Below are 20046 nucleotides of genomic sequence, written 5' to 3'. Positions count from 1 at the left end.
GGGCCGCCCTGGCCGCCCGCCCTCCTGACCCCGAACGGAACCGGTACCGCACCGTGCCTACCTTGAGCACGGGATGGATACCCGGGATCCGACACGCCGCTCGCAGATCTCCGCCCGTACCGTCTGGACGGTGGGGTTCAACGCCGGTGCGCTGGTGCTGCTGGCGTACATGCTCATCCAGTTGCGCGCCGTCTTCGTGCTGCTGGCGGTGGCGCTCTTCGTCGCCCTGGCGATCGATCCGCTGGTGCGCTGGCTCCAGCGGCGGGGACTGACCCGGGGCTGGGGCGTGCTGGTGAGTTTCCTGGGGCTGCTCGGGCTCGCGGGACTGTTGGGTGCCACGTTGGTGCCGCTGGTGGTGCAGCAGGTGCGCAGTCTGGTGCGGTCCGCGCCCGGATTGGTGAGCGAGGTCCGCACCTGGGAGTGGACGCGGTGGCTCGAGGAGCGCTTCGACCTGGAGCGCAAGGTGCAGGAAGCGCTGTCGCACCTGCCGGACGAGGTCGCCCAGAACCTGCCGGGCGTGGTCTCCACCACGGTGAACGGCGTGCTGTTGTTCATCACGGTGGTGACGCTGAGCCTCTTCGCCCTGCTCTTCGGGAAGGACCTCTACGAGCAGGCGCTGGGATGGGTGCGTCCCGCGCGCCGGCCCGCGGTGCGCGAGCTGGTGAAGAACATGCACCGGGCGGTGAGCGGCTACCTGGCGGGCACGGCCCTCACGGTGACGCTGGGTGGGCTGATCACGGCGCTGGGCACCTTCCTGTTGGGCGTGCCCTACTTCCTGGCGCTGGGGAGCCTGTACCTGGTGCTCGGCCTCATCCCGTACATCGGCAGCTTCCTCATGGCGCTGCTGGTGTCCTTCACCACGCTGACGACGGTGGGCCTCAACAAGGCGCTGATCGCCCTGGGCCTCTTCCTCGTCTACCAGCAGGTGGAGGGAAACCTGATCCAACCGCTCGTCCAGCGCCACTCCATCCGGATGAATCCGCTGCTCATCTCGGTGGTGCTGTTGATGGGCGCGGCGCTGATGGGGCTGGTCGGCGCGATGATCGCCCTGCCGCTGGCGGCGGCCCTCCAGGAGTTCCTCCGGGAGGTGCAGGAGGAGCAGCGCGAGCGGTGGGGCGGCGAGCGCGAGGCCAGCGCGCCCCTCCCCGAGGTCGGCCCCGCGCCACCGGAGCCCGAGGCCCACGGTCCGGACGAGCCGGTGGGCCCCGCTCCACATTAGAGGCTACCCGGCGGAAGCGCCGGTGAGCTTCCGGGAGTGCTCCTGGAAGTCGGTCCAGGCCTGCTCCAAGCGCGCCTGGGCCTGCTCCCAGCCGTCATCATCGGACTGCCTCAGCCCGGACAGCGACTGCCGGACGGTGTCCAGCGAGCGGCGCATGAGCTCGAACTCCTCCTGCGTGAGCCGCAGATCCTCGGCCGAGGTCCGCTGCAACACGGCCTCCATCTGGCCAATCTGGGCGTCGATCTGCTGGAGCCCGGCCTCGTGCTTCTGGAAGGACTCCCTCTTCGGCTCGTGTGGCTCCTCGTGATTCATGGCGGTGCCTCCTCACTGCGGGAATATACATTTGCCGCTTGCTTGTATGCACGGTAGCGAATATTCATGCACCCCCATGCATAAGACGGCGATCGGCATCATTGGCGCGTCCGGGTACTCCGGCGTCGAGGCGACCCACATCCTGGCGGCCCACGAAAAGGTGGAGCTGCGGCTGGTAACCAGCGACAGGTGGCAGGGCGAGGCCGTGAGCCGCCGTCTGGGCATCATGGGAGCAACCGGTCAACTGCGTTACGCCCCACAGGACAAGAGCGCCGAGCTGGCTCGGGAATGCGAGGTGGTGCTGCTGGCCACGCCGGCCGAGACGTCGCTGCACCTGGTGCCCGGGCTGCTCGCCGCGGGCGTGCGGGTGATCGATCTCTCGGGCTCCTTCCGCCTGAGGAACCTCGCCAGCTATCCGGCCTTCTACAACTTCACGCACTCGGCGCCCGAGCTGCTGGAGCAGGCCGCCTATGGCCTGCCGGAGCTCTTCCGCGAGCGCATTCCCAGCGCGAAGCTCGTGGCCAACCCGGGCTGCTACGCCACCGCGTGCGCGCTGTCGGTGGCGCCGCTGCTGAAGGCGGGGCTGCTCGACGAGGGCTCCCTCATCTTCGACGCCGCTTCGGGAACCACGGGGGCGGGCCGCAAGGGCTCGGAGGACCTGAGCTTCAGCGAGGTGGACGAGGACTTCCGCGCCTACCGCGTGCTGCGCCACCAGCACACGCCGGAGATCGCCCAGACGCTCGCGGGAGTGGCGGGCCGCACCGTGCCCCTCACCTTCACCGCGCACCTGCTGCCGCTCAAGCGGGGCATCCTCGTCACCGCCTACGGGCGCCTGCGCTCGGGCGCCACCGCCGCCGAGGCCCGCGCCGCCCTGGAGCAGGCCTATGCCTCCTGCCCCTTCCTGACGGTGGAGGCCTCGCCGGACGCGGTGAGCCTCAAGGGCGTGGTGGGCACCAACCGCTGCGCGGTGGCCGTGGCCGCCGACACCACCGGCTATGACCCGGGCCGCGTGGTGGTGACGGCCGCCATCGACAACCTGGTGAAGGGGGCGGCCGGACAGGCCGTCCAGAACCTCAACCTCATGATGGGGTGGGAGGAGACGCTCGGCCTCTCCACCCTGCGGGGTTTCAATCCGTGAAGGTACCGCTCGGCTTCTCCTTCTCCGGCGTCCATGCCGGCCTCAAGCCCCAGCGCAAGGACGTGGCGCTCGTCTACAGCGACACGCCCTGCTCGGCCGCGGGCTGCTTCACGGCCAACAAGGCCCGGGCCGCCCCGGTGCAGGACGCCGAGCCCCGCCTGCCCGCCTCGGGCATCCAGGCCGTGCTCGTCAACTCGGGCAACGCCAACGCCCTCACCGGCCCCGCCGGACAGCAGGCCGTGCGCACCCTCCGCGACGAGCTGGGCCGCGTCCTCTCCGTGCCTCCGTCCGCCGTGCTCACCGCCTCCACGGGCGTCATCGGCCATCCCCTGCCCGTGAACAAGGTGGTGACGGTGCTCGGCCCGCTCAAGGACTCCCTGCGCTCCGAGCCCGACTCCGCCGCCGAGGCCATCATGACCACCGACACGCGCGCCAAGCAGGCGTGGCGCACGGTGAGCATCGGTGGCCGGAACGTGACGGTCTCCGCCATCTTCAAGGGCTCGGGGATGATGCACCCCTCGCTGGCCACGGTGATCGCCGTCATCACCACGGACTGCGCCATCCAACCCGGCGTGCTCGCGGCCGCCCTGCGCGAGGCGGTGTCCACCACCTTCAACAGCCTGACGGTGGACGGGGACATGAGCCCCAACGACACCGTGTACGCGCTGGCCAACGGCCGGGCCGGCAACCCGTCCATCGCCGATCCCGGGCCGGAGCTGACGGTCTTCACCGCCACGCTCTCGGACCTGTGCCTGGAGATGGCGCGGGAGATCGCCTCGGATGGCGAGGGCGCCACCAAGCTGCTGCAGGTGGAGGTCTCGGGCGCGCCGGACACCGCCATCGCCCAGGACCTGGCGCGGGCCGTGGCCGGCTCCACGCTGGTGAAGGCCGCCGTCTTCGGGGCGGATCCCAACTGGGGCCGCGTGCTGGCCACGGTGGGCGCGCGCGCTGGCACCCAGGGCTACACCGTGGACCCCTACTCGGCCCACGTCCGCATCCAGGGCATCTCCGTCTACGACGGCGAGCCGAAGCCGTACGACCCGGCCCACCTCAAGGCGCGCATGCGCGAGCCCGAGGTCCGCGTCGAGGTGTGCCTCACCGGCGGCGAGGGATCCTCCATGGCGTGGGGGTGCGATCTCTCGTACGACTACGTGAAGATCAACGCGGACTACACCTCGCTCATCGTCCCGAGGCCCGACGGCGGCGTGGGCCGGGATGATCGGCTGGCCAACTACAGCCCCGCGTTCAAGACGACGCTGCTCGTCGAGGCGCTCTCGTACATCTCCCGCTTCCGGGGCAAGCGCTGCGTCATCCGCTACGGCGGCGCGGCCATGGTGAAGGAGTCCCTCAAGCAGGCCTTCTGCCGGGACATCGAGCTGCTGCGCTCGGCGGGCCTGCAGCCCATCATCGTTCACGGTGGCGGGCCGGAGCTCACGCGCACGCTGGACAAGCTCGGCCTGCGCCAGGAGGACGGGCTCATCACCGACGCCTCGGGTCTCAAGGTGGTGGAGATGGTGCTGTCCGGCTCCGTCAACTCGGAGCTCGTCACCATCCTCAACAACATGGGAGACCGGGCGGTGGGCCTGTCCGGCAAGGACGGCGCGCTGTTGCGGGCCCGGCGGATTCCCGTGGAGGACGGCCGCTCCCGGGAGCACGTGGGCGAGGTGACGCGCGTCAACCACGAGTTCCTGGAGATGCTGCTGGGCCAGGGCTACGTGCCCATCATCTCCCCGGTGGGGCTGGGCGAGGACGGGCAGACGTACGACCTGGGCTCGGACGCGGTGGCGGCCGAGGTGGCCAGCGCCCTCAAGGCCCACAAGCTCATCTACCTGCACGACGCACCGGGCATCCTCCGAGGCGAGGAGCTCTTCAACGAGCTCACGACCGCGCAACTGGAGGTGCTCCTGACGGCGGGCGCGTTCGCCGGCAGCATGCAGACGCGGGCGAAGATGGCGCTCAAGGCCCTGAGTGGAGGCTCCGTGGAGCGCGTGCACGTCATCGACGGCCGCGTCCCACACAGCCTCATCGCCGAGCTCTTCACCGACAAGGGTGTCGGGACGCTCGTCACCCGCTGAGGCACGGCCATGAGGACCTCGAACGTGAGTCCGCTTCGCACCAACGGAGACAAGGCGGCGCGGCAGGAGGCCATCCGCCGCATCATCCGCGCGCACAAGGTGCCCACCCAGGACGAGCTGGGACAGCTCCTGGCGCAAGAGGGCTTCGACGTCACCCAGGCCACGCTGTCGAGGGACTTGGCCCAGCTCGGCGCCATGCGCGTGTCCCTGCCCCAGGGCGGCACGGTGTACGGGCTGGAGGAAGCCCCACCGCCCTCGGGCGAGGACCGGCTGCGGGAGCTGTCGGAGATGGTCCTCTCGGTGGAGGACAACGAGATGTTGGTGGTGGTCCGCACCCGCCCGGGCTCCGCGCCCGTGGTGGCGTCGGCCATCGATCAGGCCCGGCTGCCCGAGAACCTGGGCACCATCGCCGGAGATGACACCATCTTCGTCGCCCCGGCCCGTGGCAAGTCCACCCGTGTACTGAACCGGAAGTTGAAGTCCCTCTTTGGAAAGGAAGAAACCCCGTGACGATTGCCAAGACGGCCGCCTCCGGCGGGCCCGGCCTCCACCCGGAGGTGCTGGCATTCACCAGCTCGCTGGCGCTCGACAAGGCGCTGCTCACCGAGGATCTGGTGGGCAGCATCGCCCACCTCACCATGCTGTCGCGCACCCGCCTCATCCCCTCGGAGGACGCGCGCGCCATCCGTGAGCAGCTCGTGGCCATCTGGAAGGCCGCGCAGGCCGGCACGCTCGTCCTCGCGGAGGAGGAGGACGTGCACATGGCCGTGGAGGCGGAGCTCACCCGCGTCCTCGGGGAGCGCGCGGGCCTCTTGCACACGGCGCGCTCACGCAATGATCAAGTGGCGTTGGACCTGCGCCTGCACGTGCGCGAGAAGGTGGCCGAGGCGCTCGGCGTGCTGGCGACGCTGTTGGACGCACTGGCCGCCCGGGCCGAGGCGGAGCGCGACACGCTCATCCCCTCGTACACGCACCGGCAGCGGGCGCAGCCCATCTCGCTGGCGTACCTGCTGTGCGGGTACGGGGCCATGTTCACCCGGGACGTGGATGCGCTGGGCTTCGTGCTGGAGCAGGTGGCCTCGCTGCCGCTGGGCGTGGGCGCCATTGGTGGCACGTCGCTGCCCATCGACCGCGAGGTGACGCGCGAGCTGCTGCGCTTCCCGCGCGTGACGATGAACGGCCTGGACACGGTGGGAGACCGGGACTTCGCGATGGACTTCGCGTACGCGGCCATGCGCTCGCTGCTGCACGCGAGCCGGGTGGCCACGGACTTCTACGACTTCGCCTCGCCCGAGTTCGGCTTCGTGAAGCTGGACGGGGAGATCGCCTGCGGCTCGAGCATGATGCCGCAGAAGCGCAACCCGGACGTCTTCGAGCTGATCCGCGGCAAGTCGGGGCGTGCGGTGGGCAACCTGAACACGCTGGCGGTGCTGGTGAAGGGGCTGCCGGGCGGGTACAGCCGGGACTTGCAGGAGGACCGGCAGGTGCTGCTGGAGACGGGGCCGCTGCTGACGAGCGTGCTGTCCATGCTGAACCTGGCGCTGGGCAAGGTGTACTTCGACAAGGAGCGGTGCTTCGCGGCGGTGGAGTCGGACTACATGCAGGCCACGGACGTGGCCGAGGCGCTGGCGATGAAGGGGATTCCCTTCCGCACGGCGTACAAGGCGACGGGAGCGCTGGTGCGGGCGTGCCAGGAGCGCGGATTGCCGCTGGCCAAGGTGACGCTGGAGTTGGCACAGTCGGTGGACCCGCGCTTCGACGCCGAGGTGCTGAAGAGCGCGGATCCGCGGCGTGCGGTGGAGCGCAAGGCCAACGCCGGAGGGACCGGACCGGCGTCGGTGGAGAAGCAGATTGCCGGGTTGAAGTCCCATGCGGCGCGGGCGCGGGAGATGGCGGCTGCCGTTCCCCGGCTCGGGGCCATTTTCGATTCCTTGCAGGAGGCAGCACTGTGAAGCGCGATTTTCTGACCCTGGCCGACCGCACCGAGGCGGAGTACGAGGCCCTGTTCAAGCGGACGCACGCGCTCAAGACGAGCCGCAAGCGCAAGGAAGTGGTGACGACGCTGGCGGGGCGGCACCTGGTGTCGGTGTTCGAGAAGTCCTCGACGCGCACGCACCTGTCGTTCGAGGCGGCGATGTACCAGTTGGGCGGCACGGTGACGACGCTCACCGCGGGCAGCAGCCAGATCGCCCGGGGCGAGACGATCGAGGACACGGCGCGGGTGATCTCCGGCTACGCGGACTGCATCATGTTCCGCACGTTCGGGGACGATCGGCTGACGGCGTTCGCGAAGGCGTCGCAGGTGCCGGTGATCAACGGCCTGTCGGAGGGAGGGCACCCGGTGCAGATCCTGGCGGATCTGTTCACGGTGGAGGAGCGGCTGGGGACGGTGAAGGGCAAGACGATTGCGTTCCTGGGTGACTGCGCGAGCAACATGGGCCGCTCGTTCGTGGAGGCGACGCGCTTCTTCGGGTTCAACCTGCGGTTGGGGTGCCCGGAGGGATACCGTCCGTCGGCGGAGCTGCTGGCGCAGGCGGGAGCGCGGGTGCACGTGACGGCGGACGCGGCCGAGGCGGTGAAGGGCGCGGACGTGGTGGTGACGGACGTGTGGACGAGCATGGGCCAGGAGGCGGAGTCGGCGAAGCGAATGAAGGACCTGCACGACTACCAGCTCAACGAGGCGCTGCTGGCGAAGGCGAACCCGGGAGCGATCGTGCTGCACTGCCTGCCGGCGCACCGGGGCGAGGAGATCACCGGCGGAGTCATCGACGGTCCGCAGTCGGCGGTCTGGGACGAGGCGGAGAACCGGATGCACGTCCAGAAGGCGCTGCTGGAGCAGCTCATCCTGGGCTGAGCCACAACAATCTCCACTCTGGTTGATGATCACCCTCTCCCTCTGGGAGAGGGCTGGGGTGAGGGTGTCTCGGTCCCCGAGCCCCCCACCCCACCGTCTCACTTGTTGCCATGGAAGCGGACTCCGGACAGAGTCACCATTCATGAGAACCCTGGTGGGATTGGGCTACTCCGGCTGGACCGAGAAGGCGCGCTGGGCACTGGACCACCATCGCGTGGCGTACCAGTACAGCGAACACATTCCATTGCTGGGCGAGCTGCGTCTGCGGCTCCATGCACCTTCCGGGCAGCGCGGCACCGTCCCGCTGCTGCTGGATGGCTCGAAGGCCACGATGGGCTCGTACGCGATCGCGCAATGGGCCGAGCGTCATGGCAAGGGCTCCCCGCTGTTCCCCGCGGCGTCGCTCCAGGAGATAGAGCAATGGGAGCAGCGCAGTGACGAGATGCTGCGCGTGGGGCGCGCGTACATGGTGCAGCGGCTCATGCAATTTCCCGAGGCCCAGGTGGAGGCCCTGCCCTCGTTCATCCCCAGGCTCGCCCGGGCCCCGCTGAAGCCCATGGCGCGGATGGCGGCCCTCTTCCTCGCGAACAAACACGAGGCGGCGAAGGACCCGGAGGCAGCCCTGCTCGACACGGTCGCGCCCGGGCTCGAGCAACTGGGCGCGGGGCTCCAGGGCAGGAAATACCTCACCGGCACGTTCTCGTACGCGGACATCACCATGGCGCTGACGCTCCAGTGCATCCAGCCCGTGGACGAGCTCTTCATCCCGCTGGGGCCGGGCCGGAGGAAGGCCTGGGCGCACCCGGCGCTCGCGGAGCGGTTCGCCGACCTGGTCCGTTGGAGGGACCAGCTCTACACCGAGCACCGCCCCGTTCCGGTGGGTCCCCACGAGAAGCCCTGAAGCCCGCTGTTCGCCAGGCGGCATGTGCGGGGTGGAGTTCTCAACGAATGCCGGGGCGCGGCTTCCGCTGGGATTTCCAGCAACACATTAATTACATGGAGATACAAGAAGCCCGGGGGGAATCTCCATGGCCGAGGATTGCGTTTCGGGTGAGGCCGTCCTGAATACGGGGCATGTGGTCCCACCGCCGGGATTGCCCTACCAGGAGCTCTTCCTGCACCTCGCCGAGCATTCGCCGGACGCGGTCTTCACCAAGGATCTTCAGGGCCGCTACACCTTCATCAACAGTGCCGGGGCCTGTTTCCTCGGGCGTGAGGTGGAGGAGATCCTCGGCCACAAGGACGACGAGCTGGTGCCTCCCGGGGAAGCGGAGGCCACCATGGAGTTCGACCGGCAGGTGCTGCTCGCCGGGCGGGTGCTGCACTCCGAGATGAGCGAGCGCATGGCGGGGTCGCAGCGCGAGTGGTTCTCCACCAAGGGCGTGCTCCGGAGTGAGGATGGGCAGGTGGTCGGGCTGTTTGGAATCGCCCGGGATCTGTCCACCCAGCTGCGCGGAGAAGAGGCCCGGCGCCGCAACGAGGCGCTCTTCCGGTTGGCGGTGGGGGGCAGCTTCGACGCCTTCTTCATCCTCCGGGGCGAGACGGAGGGGATGCGCGTCCTGCACCTCAACACCCATGCCGAGTCCCTGCTGGGATGCCGCGCGCGCGAGGCCGAGGGGCACTTCCTCTCCGAGTTCCCGCATGCGGCCTTCATCGCGACACCCGCCGCGTGCGAGGCGTTCTGGCGCACGGGCAAGCCGCAGACCGAGGAAGTGCTCCAGGACCTGCAGGGGAGCGGGCGCCGCTGGTTCCGCCTCGAGCTACGGGCCGTGGGCGACTGCCTGGCCGTCACGGTCCGGGACATCACCGAGCAGCGCGAGAGCGAGGCGCGCCTGCGGCTCAACGAGCGGATGGCCTCCATCGGGATGCTCGCGGCGGGCGTGGCGCATGAGATCAACAACCCGCTGGCGTTCGTCTCCAGCAACCTCGGCTTCATCCAGACGGAGCTGCGCCAGTTGGCTCAGCCGGAGGACGTCCGGAGCGATCTGCTGGAAGCGGTCGCCGAGGCGCGCGAGGGGGCCGAGCGCATGCGCCTCATCGTGCAGAGCCTGCAATCGCTCTCGCGAGGGGATCCGGTGTCCTCCCATCCACTGGATCTCCACGAGGTGCTGGAAACGTCCCTCCACCTGGTCCGGGGCAAGGTGTGCAGCCGGGCCCGGCTGGTGCGCGACTACGGTGAGCTGCCCCAGGTGCAGGGCAACGCCGTGCAGCTCGCCCAGGTCTTCGTGAACCTGCTGGTCAACGCCGCGCAGGCCATGCCCCAGGGAGGTGGGGAGATCCGGTTGAAGACGCGCGTCCAGGACGGCTCGCACGTGGTGGTGGAGGTGCGGGACACCGGCTGCGGCATCCCTCCCGAGAACCTCGAGCGCATCTTCGAGCCCTTCTTCACCACCAAGCCCGCGGGGGAAGGCACCGGCCTGGGGTTGCCCATCAGTCACGAGATCATCCGCGCGCTCGGGGGCGAGCTGTCCGTGGAGAGCACCGTTGGCGAGGGCACCACCTTCCGCGTCCTCCTGCGCACCGCGGCCGATCCCTTCACGGAAGCCCCGGAGCCCACGAGTGCGCGCCAGCCCCTGTTGTCCTGATCCCCTTCAGGTATGTCCGTGAAGGAGTACCCCAGGGATCGAGCGCGGCCATTTCCCCTCGCCCTCCGGGAGAGGGACGGGGTGAGGGTGCCTCGAATCCCGGGTTGAACCCCTGTCCACACTGGGAGCCCACGGGTTGAAGAACGGGTCCGGATACCCTCACCCCGTCCCTCTCCCGAGGGGAGAGGGGATATTCGGACCCTTCCCTGAAAGGGATTGGTGTGGGTGAGGGTCGTCCCGTCAGCGCGCGTGTTGCGCGAAGAAGTCCCACATGATGGTGGTGGCATCGGGGCCGGAGGGATCGGCGAACGGGTAGCTGGCATCGCCACCGGGCCAGGCGTGATCCATGCCCTGGATTTCATACTTCTGGACCAGCAGCCGGCCCCCGTATTCGTAATTCTTGACGATGTAGCCACGGCCCTCCGGGACGCTGTCATACCAGACATCCGTGGGTGCATAGGGCACGCTGTTGTTGTCGCGACCATCATCGCCGTAATCATTGGTCTGCAGGAATTGCTGTACGGCCTGCTCGCCGTTGATGGGATTGACGACACCGTCCTCGGTGCCGTGGATGACGAGCACCGGCACCGGCCAGCGCCGCTGGCCCGAGCACGCCCAGGCGTCACGGCCGCGGGCATTGGGATCGTAGATGCTGCCGAACGCCATGGCATAGGCGCTGCCGGAGGCCGTGGTCGCCGCCTTGTACATCGCCCCCGCCCCGACCATGCCGGCGGCGAACACATCCGAATAACAGGCGAGCAGGATGCTCGTCATCACCGCGCCAGCGGAGACGCCCCCGGCATAGACGCGCTGGCCGTCCACCCAGTATCGGCTCTTCACCCAATCCACCATGCCCACGATGATGGAGGGCTCGCCCATGCCGCGCTCCTGGTTGGTGGCGAGCATGAAGTTCCAACATTGAGTGCCATTGGAGGTGGTCGACTGGTTGGGATAGAGGACCAGGAACGTCTCGGCGTCCGCTTTCTGATTCAGACGCGTGAGGCCAGCGAACTGGTCGGGATTCTGGAGACAGCCATGGAGCCCGACGACCAGGGGGATCCGCTGGCCCGGCACATATCCATCCGGGACCCAGAGCTGGAAGCCGCGAGTGCCCCAGAGATTCGTATAGCTGCCGTGGACCCACGAGCCCGCCTGGGCCGGGGCTCCAGACAGCGCGAACAGCACGAGCAGCCACGCACCCATGCGCCAGAAGGCGCCGAGACTCCGCTTCATGGTTCTCTCCTTGTTGCCTGCTTCGGTGTGAGCCCTTCGGTCAGCTCGCGCCCAACATGCGCAGCGCCAATTCGGCGTGGGCGTCCGCGAGCGCGCCAGGAGTGAGTGCTCCCCCCGGCTCGTACCAATACGGGATGCGCACACCCATCGCGGAGATCGCCGCCGCGGTCACGAGCGGCTCTGGAGGAGAGAACCGCCCCATCGCCACGCCACGCGCGATGACCTCGCGCAGGAGGGCGGAAGACTGGTCGCGCAGCGCCACCGCGGGTGCGGCGAGCTCGGGCGGCAGGGCGTGGATCTCCTCGTTCACCACGACGGCCAGGAGTGGATGGGTCGCATGCGTGAAGGTGTGGGCCCGGATGAGCGCCCGGACCTGCGCGGCCGGCTCGGTGCCCGCCTCCAGCAGCGCCGCGCGAAGGGCTTCGTGGTGCGCCTCATGCCCCACCGTGACGAGCTCCGCGAGGAGGTGCTCCTTGGAGGGAAAGTGCGAGTAGAGCGCGCTCGGCCCGAGCCCCAACTCCTTCGCCACATCCCGGACCGACGTGCCGTGGAATCCCTGGCTGGCGAAGAGCCGCAGGGCGGTCTCCAGGATTCGCCGCCGCGCCCCCTCGGGCACCGAGGGCGGGAGGCTCACTTTCTGGCCCTGCAGACGTGCTCGGGGAAGGGAACGCATGATCCACCTTGATGAACGAACGTTCGTTCAATTAGCATTCATACCACGCCTGAAGGGTTCTATTCAAATCGTTCATACGAACGTTCATTCACTCCGGTGCCCGCCGGAATTCGAGGCCGCGACCATGCCCCTGCTCCAGCTTGATGGTGTCTCCGTCCACTACGAGGAGTCCGGTGCGGGCACGCCCGTGCTGATGCTGCACGGGCTCGGCTCCTCGGGACGGGACTGGGAGCTCGTCGCGCCCGGGCTCGAGGCCCACCACCGCGTCATTGTTCCCGACGTGCGAGGCCATGGACGCAGCGGCAAGCCGGCGGGTGCCTATGGGGTGCCGCTCTTCGCCCGGGACATCGCCGCCCTCTGCGACCGGCTCGGTCTCGCCAGCGTGCACGTCGTCGGGCTCTCGATGGGCGGGATGATCGCCTTCCAGCTCGCGGTGGACAGGCCGGAGCTGGTGCGCAGCCTGACCATCGTCAACAGCGGGCCCGACATGGTTCCGCGCACGATGCGCATGAGGCTCGCGTTCGCGGCGCGGTTGCTCGTGCTGAAGTATTTCGGACCGAAGCGCTTCGCCCGGGTGATCGCACCGAAGCTCTTCCCCAAGCCGGAGCAGGCGGAGCTCCGGCGGAGGGTCGAGGAGGCGATTGGCGCCAATGATCCGGACGCGTACCTGCGCGCGACCCGGGGGCTCGTCGGCTGGAGCGTCCTGGCGCGGCTGAAAGAGATCTCCTGCCCTGTCCTGGTCCTCGCCTCCGATCGTGACTACACGCCGCTGTCCGCAAAGAAGGCGTATGCCGAGCTGCTCGCGAACGCCCGCCTCCAGGTGGTGACGGACTCCGGCCATGCCTCGCCGATGGATCAACCCGGGCAGCTCATCGATGCGGTGAAGGCTTTCCTCCTCGAGCTCGAGGGACCGGCCCGCGACACGCGAAGCCTGGGCTGAACTCAGCGCAGGGGCAGGGACACCATTGCCTCGGCGAAGCGCTCGAACACCTGGTTCGCGGTGAGCGTGGGCTGCTCGTCGATGTTGCCCAGCATCATCGCGAAGACGACGCGGGGGTGCTCGGAATCATGGGGACGCTCGGCGACGCCCACGAAGGCCTTCTGCCCCGAGAGCGTCCCCGTCTTGGCGCGGATGAGCCCCTTCGCCCCGTTGTTGGCAGCGGTGTTCGCCAGCGTGCCGTCCACGCCCGCGATGGGCAGGCTCTCCAGCAGCGCGGGGCCGTACGGCTCCTTCAGGCTGGTGTAGATGACCCCCACCAACCCCTGCGCGGTGGCCACGTTGTAGCGAGACAGCCCACTGCCATCCGCCGCTCGCAACAGGCGCGGGGAGATGCCCCGGCGTGTGAGCTCCTGCGCCATCGCGTCTCGCAGCGCGGTGTAGCTCTCGGTGCCCGTGCGCTCGCGGGTGAAGCGCAGGCCAAGACGCTCGGCGTACAGGTTGAGCGACTCCTTGTTCGTCACCTTCACCAGCTCGGCCAGGGACGGGCTGACGAACTCCAGGAGCGGCTCGCTCGTGGTGGCCGAGGGCACGGCCGCCGTCTGCGGCGCGGCCGGCACGCGCCAGATGCCACGCACGGCCAGGGACTCTTCCAGGCACGAGGCGAACAGGGCTCGCGGATCGTCGATGGCGACACGCATGTTCGCCTTGCGCGGGCACTGCTCCGCCGTCGAGCGCCACACGCAGCGGATGCTCCCACTCCCCCGCTCGCGCACGCAGCCGAGCCCGGCCCGCTGGGCATTCGGCTCCAGGTACACCACGGTGGGCGGCGCCTCGAAGGCCGGGCTGTAGCGCACCGTGATGGGCCGCCGGGGCTGGGTGTTGCAGTCCTGGCCCTCGGGGCGCTCCAGCGACAGGTCCACCACGTTCTCGCGGAAGACGAAGAGGGACGGGGCCGCGCTGTAGGCGTAGGCCGCGTCATCCCAGGCCCAGCCCGGACCGAAGAGGCCATAGGGCCCCTCGTCCGCGTTGATCACCCGCACCGCACCGATCCACTGCTGGATACCCCGCGTATGGATGGCCTCGGCGAGCTGCTCGCAGGCCACGGTGGTCTCGGGGAAGCGCCACGAGCCCAGGGAGGGATCTCCCGAGGCCTCCACCACGAGATCCCCGAGGAAGAGGTTGCCCAGTTGCGTGCCCTCGAGCCGCACCGGCGTGCGGAAGCGGTAGTCCGGGCCGAACGCGGACAGCGCCGCGGAGGTGGACACCACCTTCATCGTCGACGCGGGCAACAGGCGGACGTGCTGATGGCGCGAATAGAGGGGTGTGCCCGTCGCGGCGTCCACCATGAAGACACTGGCGAGCGTGCCTTCGTTCTCCACGGATTCGAAGAGCGAGTCCGCCACCGTGGTCAGTGATGGCGACGGCGGACGGGTCGTCACGCGGGGAAGACAGGCCGGCAGCACGAGGGCCGCCAACAGGAGCGTCGCGAGGGGGGAACGGCGCATGAAGCTCAAGCTACCGTCCCCTCCCCGGGGTGTCGACGCTGGGATGATCCGCGGTGACCTGCTTTCGAGCGGACGTCCACTCCCCTACTTCCGGGCCAGGTAGTCCTGGAGCGGACGCACCGTCTGCTCCTTGCGCAGCAGTGCCTCCAGCGCCCCCACCGCCATCCGCGCCGCCTGCACCGTCGTGTAGTACGGCACGCTGTGCATCAGCGACTCGCGCCGAATGGAGAAGCTGTCCGCGATCTCCTGCTTCCCGAACGTCGTGTTGATCACCAGGACGATCTGCCCGTCCACGATCTTGTCCACGATGTGCGGCCGGCCCTCCTGCACCTTCAGCACCTTCTGCGTCTCGATGCCCTTCGTCGCCAGGTACTGGTGCGTGCCGCCCGTGGTCACGATCTGGAACCCCAGCGAGCGCAGCCGCCTCGCCAGATCCACCACCGCCGGCTTGTCGTCGTTCTTCACCGAGATGAAGACCTTGCCGCTCCTCGGCAGCTTCACGCCCGCCGCCTGCTGGCTCTTCGCGAAGGCCGACGCGTAGTCGTCCGCGATGCCCATCACCTCGCCCGTGGACTTCATCTCCGGCCCGAGGATGACGTCCACCCCCGCGAAGCGCGCGAACGGGAACACCGACTCCTTCACCGCCACGTGCCGGAACTCGGGCTCCTGCGTCGCGCCCAGCTCCGCCAGCGTCTTGCCCACCATGCACAGCGAGGCGATCTTCGCCAGCGGCATGCCCGTGGCCTTCGAGATGAACGGCACTGTGCGGCTCGCCCGCGGGTTCACCTCGAGCACGTAGATCGTCTTGCCCTGGATGGCGAACTGCACGTTCATCAGGCCCACCACGCCCAGCTCCTTCGCCAGGGCGATCGCCTGATCCTTCATCCGCTCCACCAGGTCCGGCGACAGCGAGTGCGGCGGCAGCGTGCACGCCGCGTCACCCGAGTGCACCCCCGCCTCCTCCACGTGCTCCAGCACTCCGCCCACCAGCACCGCGCCCGTCTTGTCCGCCACCAGATCCAGGTCCACCTCGGTGGCTTCCTTCAGGAAGCGGTCGATCAGCACCGGGTGCTCCGGCGACGCGCTCACCGCCTCGCGCATGTACCGCTCCAGGCTCTGCTGGTCGTACACGACCTCCATCGCCCGGCCGCCCAGCACGTACGAGGGCCGCACCATCACCGGGTAGCCGATACGCTCGGCCACGCGGTAGGCCTCCTCGTGGCTGCGCGCCACGCCGTTCTCCGGCTGCATCAGCCCCAGCTTTTCAATCAGCTGTGCGAAGCGCTCACGGTCCTCGGCCCGGTCGATGGCGTCCGGCGGCGTGCCGAGAATCGGCAGCCCCGCCTTCTCCAGCGGCACGGACAGGCGCAGCGGCGTCTGCCCGCCGAATTGCACGATGGCGCCCACCGGCTTCTCGCGCTGCGACACCTCCAGCACGTCCTCGATGGTGAGCGGCTCGAAGTACAGGCGGTCCGACGTGTCGTAGTCCGTGGACACCGTCTCCGGGTTGCAGTTGACCATCACCGTCTCGTACCCGGCCTCGCGCAACGCGAAGGCCGCGTGCACGCAGCAGTAGTCGAACTCGATGCCCTGGCCGATCCGGATGGGACCGCTGCCCAGGATGAGCACCTTCTGGCGCGGAGTGGGCGGCGCCTCGTCCTCCTCCTCGTACGTGGAGTAGAGGTAGGGCGTGTAGGCCTCGAACTCGGCGGCGCAGGTGTCCACCCGCTTGAACACCGGCCGGATGCCCTTCCCGTGCCGGTGCGCCCGGACATCGGCCTCGGTGCAACCCAGCAACTGCGCCAGGTACTTGTCCGCGAAACCGTCCGCCTTCGCCGCGCGCAGCACCTCGTCCGGCACCTTCTCCAGCTTGCCGAACTCCTGGATGCGCTTCGCCTCGTGCACCAGCGCCTGGATGTGGCGCAGGAACCACGGATCGATGGAGGACAGCTCGTGCACCTCCTCCACCGTCATGCCCTCGCGGAAGGCCTGCACCAGGTAGCCGGGCCGCTCGGGACGGGGCACGCGCACGTAGTCGCGCAGCACCTTGCGCCGCTCCTCCTTGTTCTCGGGCAGCTCGGGCGCCTCCAGGCCCGTGCGGCCGGACTCCATGGAGCGCATCGCCTTGAGGTAGGCCTCGCGGAAGGTCCGGCCGATGGCCATCACCTCGCCCACCGCGCGCATGCTGGTGCTGAGGGTGCGGTTGGCGTGGGGGAACTTCTCGAAGTTGAAGCGCGGCACCTTCACCACCACGTAGTCCAGCGTGGGCTCGAAGGAGGCCGGGGTGTCGCGGGTGATGTCGTTGCGCAGCTCGTCCAGCGTGTAGCCGAGCGCCAGCTTCGCCGCCACCTTGGCGATGGGATAGCCCGTGGCCTTCGAGGCCAGCGCGCTGGAGCGCGACACGCGCGGGTTCATCTCGATGACCACGATGCGGCCATCGCGCGGGTTGACGCCGAACTGGATGTTGGAGCCACCCGTGTCGACGCCGATCTCCCGGATGATGCGCATGGACGCCTCGCGCAGCCGCTGGTACTCGCGGTCCGTGAGCGTCTGGGCCGGGGCCACGGTGATGGAGTCACCGGTGTGCACGCCCATGGGGTCCAGGTTCTCGATGGAGCAGACGATGATGACGTTGTCCGCCGAGTCGCGGACCACCTCCAGCTCGTACTCCTTCCAGCCGAGCACGCTCTCCTCGATGAGGATGGTGGAGGTGGGGCTGGCCTTGAGGCCGGAGCGGCAGATGGCCTCGTACTCCTCGCGGTTGTAGGCGATGCCGCCGCCGGTTCCACCCAGCGTGAAGGAGGGCCGGATGATGGCGGGGAAGCCGATCTCGTCCGCCAGGGCGAGGGCCTGATCCATGGTGGTGGCGTAGCCGCTCTTGGGTAGCGCCACACCGATGCGCTCCATGGCCTGCTTGAAGAGGAGCCGGTCCTCGGCCTTGTTGATGGCCTCGAGCGAGGCGCCGATGAGCTTCACCCCGTACTTCTCGAGGATGCCCTGCTCGGCGAGCGCCTTGGCCAGGTTGAGCGCCGTCTGTCCACCCATGGTGGGGAGGACGGAGTCGGGGCGCTCCTGGGCGATGATCCGCTCGGCGACCTCGACGGTGATGGGCTCGATGTACGTGCGGTGGGCGAACTCCGGATCGGTCATCACCGTCGCCGGGTTGCTGTTCAAGAGGACGACCTCGACGCCTTCCTCCCGCAGCGCCTTGGTGGCCTGGGTTCCTGAGTAATCGAACTCGACCGCCTGGCCGATGACGATCGGGCCAGAACCGATGACGAGAACCTTCCGGATATCGTTACGCTTGGGCATCGAGGGGGGCCCAATAGCAACCTTCGCCCCCTCTTGCACGAACCGTGTGAAACGGGTAGCGGGGGGTTTCGGAGGTGGAGCCCGCCAGGCGGCAGAGGGGTCGGTCCCAGACGGCCGGGCGCTCTGCTAGTCTGCGCTCCGTTTTCCGGAGGTTTCATGCGTCGCTGGTCCCTGGCCCTGCTCCTCACCCTCGCCGCTCCCGTCTTGGCCCAGGAGGCCCAGGAAGCCCCCGCCGCGGCCCCGGCAGCCGAGCCGGCCCCGGCTCCCGCTCCGGCCGCCGAGCAAGCCGCGCCCACTGAGCAGGCGGCCCCCACCGGAGAGGCGGCGCCCACCGGAGAGCCGGCTCCCGCCGAGAAGCCGCGCCGCCGTCGCAAGCAGGAGGCCGCCGCCGAGGCACCCGCCCCCGCCGCGCAGGCACCCGCCCCCGCCGCCCAGGCTCCGGCTCCCGCGGCCCCGGCTCCCGCTCCGGCCCCCACTGTTCAGGCTCCGGCGCCCGCGGTCCTGGCGGCTCCGGCTGCCGCCCCCGAACCCGGCAGTGTCCAGGATCAGGTGCGCAACGAGGCCCGCTACCTGGTGGGCTATCTGCTCACGGGTGACGTGCGCAGCACCGTGTCGATGCTCTCCTTCCCCTTCCAGCTCGAGGAGCGGAGGTTCGACGCGCCCGAGCCGCTGGTGGTCACCTGGGTGAAGGAGCTGCGCAACAAGCGGACGGACCTGGTGACGCTCTACGACGTCGAGGTGCTGCCGTACGCGGAGATGGAGAAGAAGTACGGCAAGCCGCCCGCGCGGCTGGGCGCCATCGTCCCGCGCGGCACCGAGGTGTACGCCGCGGTGGCCAATCTCTCGGGCCGCGCGGCGGTTCTCCTGTACCGGCAGGACGGCGACGGCTGGAAGGCGTTCGCCTATACGGACTGACCGCAGGAGCCGGAACTTCGGGGCTCGTGGCCATCGAAGGAAGAGAGCCCCTCTTATACTCAGGGTGTACTCGCGAGAGGGGCACTCATGTGGATCAGGGTACTACTGCTCGTTGGCTCCATCCTGCTCGGCCCGGGGTGTGGTCATGAGCGCTCGGCTTCCATCCGGGAGCCCTCCGCTTCAGCAAAGCAGGATCGTCATGGACCCGACACTGAGCTCGAGGACGAAGGCGTACGTGCCAAGGGGAGCACCGTTTCTTCCCGCGTCTCGGTCCTCATCGCCAACGGACAGTTCGCCGAGGCAGAAGCCCTGATTGCCGAGGGCGTGGCATCGGGACTCCTCTCCCAACCTCATGCAACCCGGTTGTTGGAGCGTATCGCCCAGCTGAACATGAAGCTGGGCGAAATCTCCGCGAGGCTCCAGCGCGCTCCGGACTTCCCCTCGCAGCTCAAGGACTACACCCTGTTTCAAATCAAGCGGATGCTGGAGAGAGGCGACTACAGCCTCGCCACGGAAGCCCAACTGAGAATGGCCAAGAAGCTGCTCGAGAACCCAGATCGCTTGATGGACAAGGTGAGGTAGGACGTGGCGCATCCCAGCCTTGATGAGCTGACGGCCATGTTCCAGGCAGCCCGGAAGGCGGGAGAGGCCGACAAGGACAATCCCGAGCAGCTCCGAATCCACCGAGAACTACTCGCGGCCTGTCCTGCGTTCACTCCCAATCTCCTGCGCCTGGCGCGGCTGCTTCAACTCATCGATCAGCCCGACGTGAATGCCCGGGAGTCGTTCTCGGAAGCCCAGCGGCTGCTGGAGCAGGCGGTACAGAGCTCGGAACGAAGTGCTCCCTCGTTGGTGGAGCTCGGTTACTTCCTGGACGATCTCCGCAACGCCCCGGAGGACGCGTTCGCGCTCTATCAGGAGGGAGCGGCGAAGTCGTTGGAGACACTCGAGTACGCGTGGGCGGGAATGATCCGGCACTGGACCGACAAGCGAACTCGCGAGTCGCTGACACAGGCGCTCCAACTCGGGGAAAGGGCCCTGAAGGTCTTCCCCGAGTCCGAGCGCATCCTCTACTACGTCACGGACGCGAGACGTTACGCCGCTCAGCAGGGCATCATCCCAGTTGGGGAAGAGTGATGCCGCTTACCATAGCCCTCACGTAAGACCGAGTTCGGCAGGAATCATCCCTTCAGCATCGTCAAACAGCAGAGTCAATGCAGTGGTAATCTGGAAGTTCAGCGTGTCTGACAGATTGGAGATGAACGATGCTTTGGATGCAAAAGTG

17 protein-coding genes are annotated in these 20046 nt (G+C 68.6%); 12 read left to right on the top strand and 5 right to left on the bottom strand.

Features of this window, described 5'->3' with window-relative positions:
* Positions 1-73: 73 nt before the first annotated feature.
* Complete coding sequence (locus BO221_RS25425) at positions 74-1219, top strand: AI-2E family transporter (RefSeq protein ID WP_073563078.1); 1146 nt, start codon at positions 74-76, stop codon at positions 1217-1219.
* Positions 1220-1222: 3 nt separating this feature from the next.
* Here the strand turns inward: BO221_RS25425 and BO221_RS25420 are convergent, their stop codons facing one another.
* Positions 1223-1531 carry a hypothetical protein gene (locus BO221_RS25420; RefSeq protein WP_073563077.1) on the bottom strand — a complete coding sequence of 103 codons (309 nt, stop codon included), beginning with the start codon at positions 1529-1531 and terminating at the stop codon, positions 1223-1225.
* A 76-nt stretch (positions 1532-1607) separates the two neighbouring features.
* Here BO221_RS25420 and argC point away from each other — a divergent pair, with 76 nt between their 5' ends.
* From argC to BO221_RS25385, 7 genes are all read left to right on the top strand, one after another.
* Positions 1608-2669: an N-acetyl-gamma-glutamyl-phosphate reductase gene (argC, locus tag BO221_RS25415; protein ID WP_073563076.1), complete on the top strand. Its 1062-nt coding sequence runs from the start codon at positions 1608-1610 to the stop codon at positions 2667-2669.
* Positions 2666-4744 (top strand): bifunctional glutamate N-acetyltransferase/amino-acid acetyltransferase ArgJ, encoded by a 2079-nt coding sequence (gene argJ, locus BO221_RS25410; RefSeq protein WP_073563075.1) that lies wholly within the window; start codon positions 2666-2668, stop codon positions 4742-4744. Before argC ends, argJ begins: the two co-directional genes overlap by 4 nt.
* Before the next feature lie 9 nt (positions 4745-4753).
* Complete coding sequence (gene argR, locus BO221_RS25405) at positions 4754-5254, top strand: arginine repressor (RefSeq protein ID WP_073563074.1); 501 nt, start codon at positions 4754-4756, stop codon at positions 5252-5254.
* Positions 5251-6696: an argininosuccinate lyase gene (gene argH, locus BO221_RS25400; RefSeq protein ID WP_073563073.1), complete on the top strand. Its 1446-nt coding sequence runs from the start codon at positions 5251-5253 to the stop codon at positions 6694-6696. Before argR ends, argH begins: the two co-directional genes overlap by 4 nt.
* A complete protein-coding gene (gene argF / locus BO221_RS25395) occupies positions 6693-7598 on the top strand; it encodes an ornithine carbamoyltransferase (protein ID WP_073563072.1) in 906 nt (301 codons plus the stop codon). The genes argH and argF overlap by 4 nt, the downstream gene beginning before the upstream one ends.
* A gap of 142 nt (positions 7599-7740) precedes the next feature.
* Complete coding sequence (locus BO221_RS25390; protein WP_073563071.1) at positions 7741-8499, top strand: glutathione S-transferase family protein; 759 nt, start codon at positions 7741-7743, stop codon at positions 8497-8499.
* 127 nt (positions 8500-8626) lie between these two features.
* Positions 8627-10183 carry an ATP-binding protein gene (locus BO221_RS25385; protein ID WP_073563070.1) on the top strand — a complete coding sequence of 519 codons (1557 nt, stop codon included), beginning with the start codon at positions 8627-8629 and terminating at the stop codon, positions 10181-10183.
* Positions 10184-10423: 240 nt separating this feature from the next.
* On the opposite strand, the gene BO221_RS25380 is transcribed toward BO221_RS25385, so the two are convergent.
* Positions 10424-11416, bottom strand: coding sequence for a PHB depolymerase family esterase (locus BO221_RS25380; protein WP_073563069.1), 993 nt, complete (start codon positions 11414-11416; stop codon positions 10424-10426).
* A gap of 40 nt (positions 11417-11456) precedes the next feature.
* Complete coding sequence (locus BO221_RS25375; protein WP_073563068.1) at positions 11457-12089, bottom strand: TetR/AcrR family transcriptional regulator; 633 nt, start codon at positions 12087-12089, stop codon at positions 11457-11459.
* Between the two features lie 124 nt (positions 12090-12213).
* Between BO221_RS25375 and BO221_RS25370 the strand changes: the two genes are divergently transcribed.
* Positions 12214-13029, top strand: coding sequence for an alpha/beta fold hydrolase (locus BO221_RS25370; protein ID WP_073563067.1), 816 nt, complete (start codon positions 12214-12216; stop codon positions 13027-13029).
* A 2-nt stretch (positions 13030-13031) separates the two neighbouring features.
* Here BO221_RS25370 and dacB read toward each other — a convergent pair whose 3' ends face one another.
* Both dacB and carB read right to left on the bottom strand, forming a co-directional pair.
* Positions 13032-14534 (bottom strand): D-alanyl-D-alanine carboxypeptidase/D-alanyl-D-alanine-endopeptidase, encoded by a 1503-nt coding sequence (gene dacB, locus BO221_RS25365; RefSeq protein ID WP_073563270.1) that lies wholly within the window; start codon positions 14532-14534, stop codon positions 13032-13034.
* An 84-nt stretch (positions 14535-14618) separates the two neighbouring features.
* A complete protein-coding gene (gene carB / locus BO221_RS25360) occupies positions 14619-17846 on the bottom strand; it encodes a carbamoyl-phosphate synthase large subunit (protein ID WP_073563066.1) in 3228 nt (1075 codons plus the stop codon).
* A gap of 156 nt (positions 17847-18002) precedes the next feature.
* Here carB and BO221_RS25355 point away from each other — a divergent pair, with 156 nt between their 5' ends.
* The 3 genes from BO221_RS25355 (at position 18003) to BO221_RS25345 (ending at position 19898) form a co-directional block, all read left to right on the top strand.
* Positions 18003-18761: a hypothetical protein gene (locus BO221_RS25355; protein WP_073563065.1), complete on the top strand. Its 759-nt coding sequence runs from the start codon at positions 18003-18005 to the stop codon at positions 18759-18761.
* 87 nt (positions 18762-18848) lie between these two features.
* Positions 18849-19343: a hypothetical protein gene (locus BO221_RS25350; RefSeq protein WP_073563064.1), complete on the top strand. Its 495-nt coding sequence runs from the start codon at positions 18849-18851 to the stop codon at positions 19341-19343.
* Positions 19344-19346: 3 nt separating this feature from the next.
* Positions 19347-19898 carry a hypothetical protein gene (locus BO221_RS25345; RefSeq protein WP_143195666.1) on the top strand — a complete coding sequence of 184 codons (552 nt, stop codon included), beginning with the start codon at positions 19347-19349 and terminating at the stop codon, positions 19896-19898.
* The last annotated feature ends 148 nt before the right edge of the window (positions 19899-20046 follow it).

It is taken from the genome of Archangium sp. Cb G35 (assembly GCF_001896145.1).
Lineage (GTDB): Bacteria > Myxococcota > Myxococcia > Myxococcales > Myxococcaceae > Archangium > Archangium violaceum.
The sequence above is the reverse complement of the archived record's forward strand: the minus strand, read 5'-3'. Positions and strand labels throughout refer to the sequence as shown.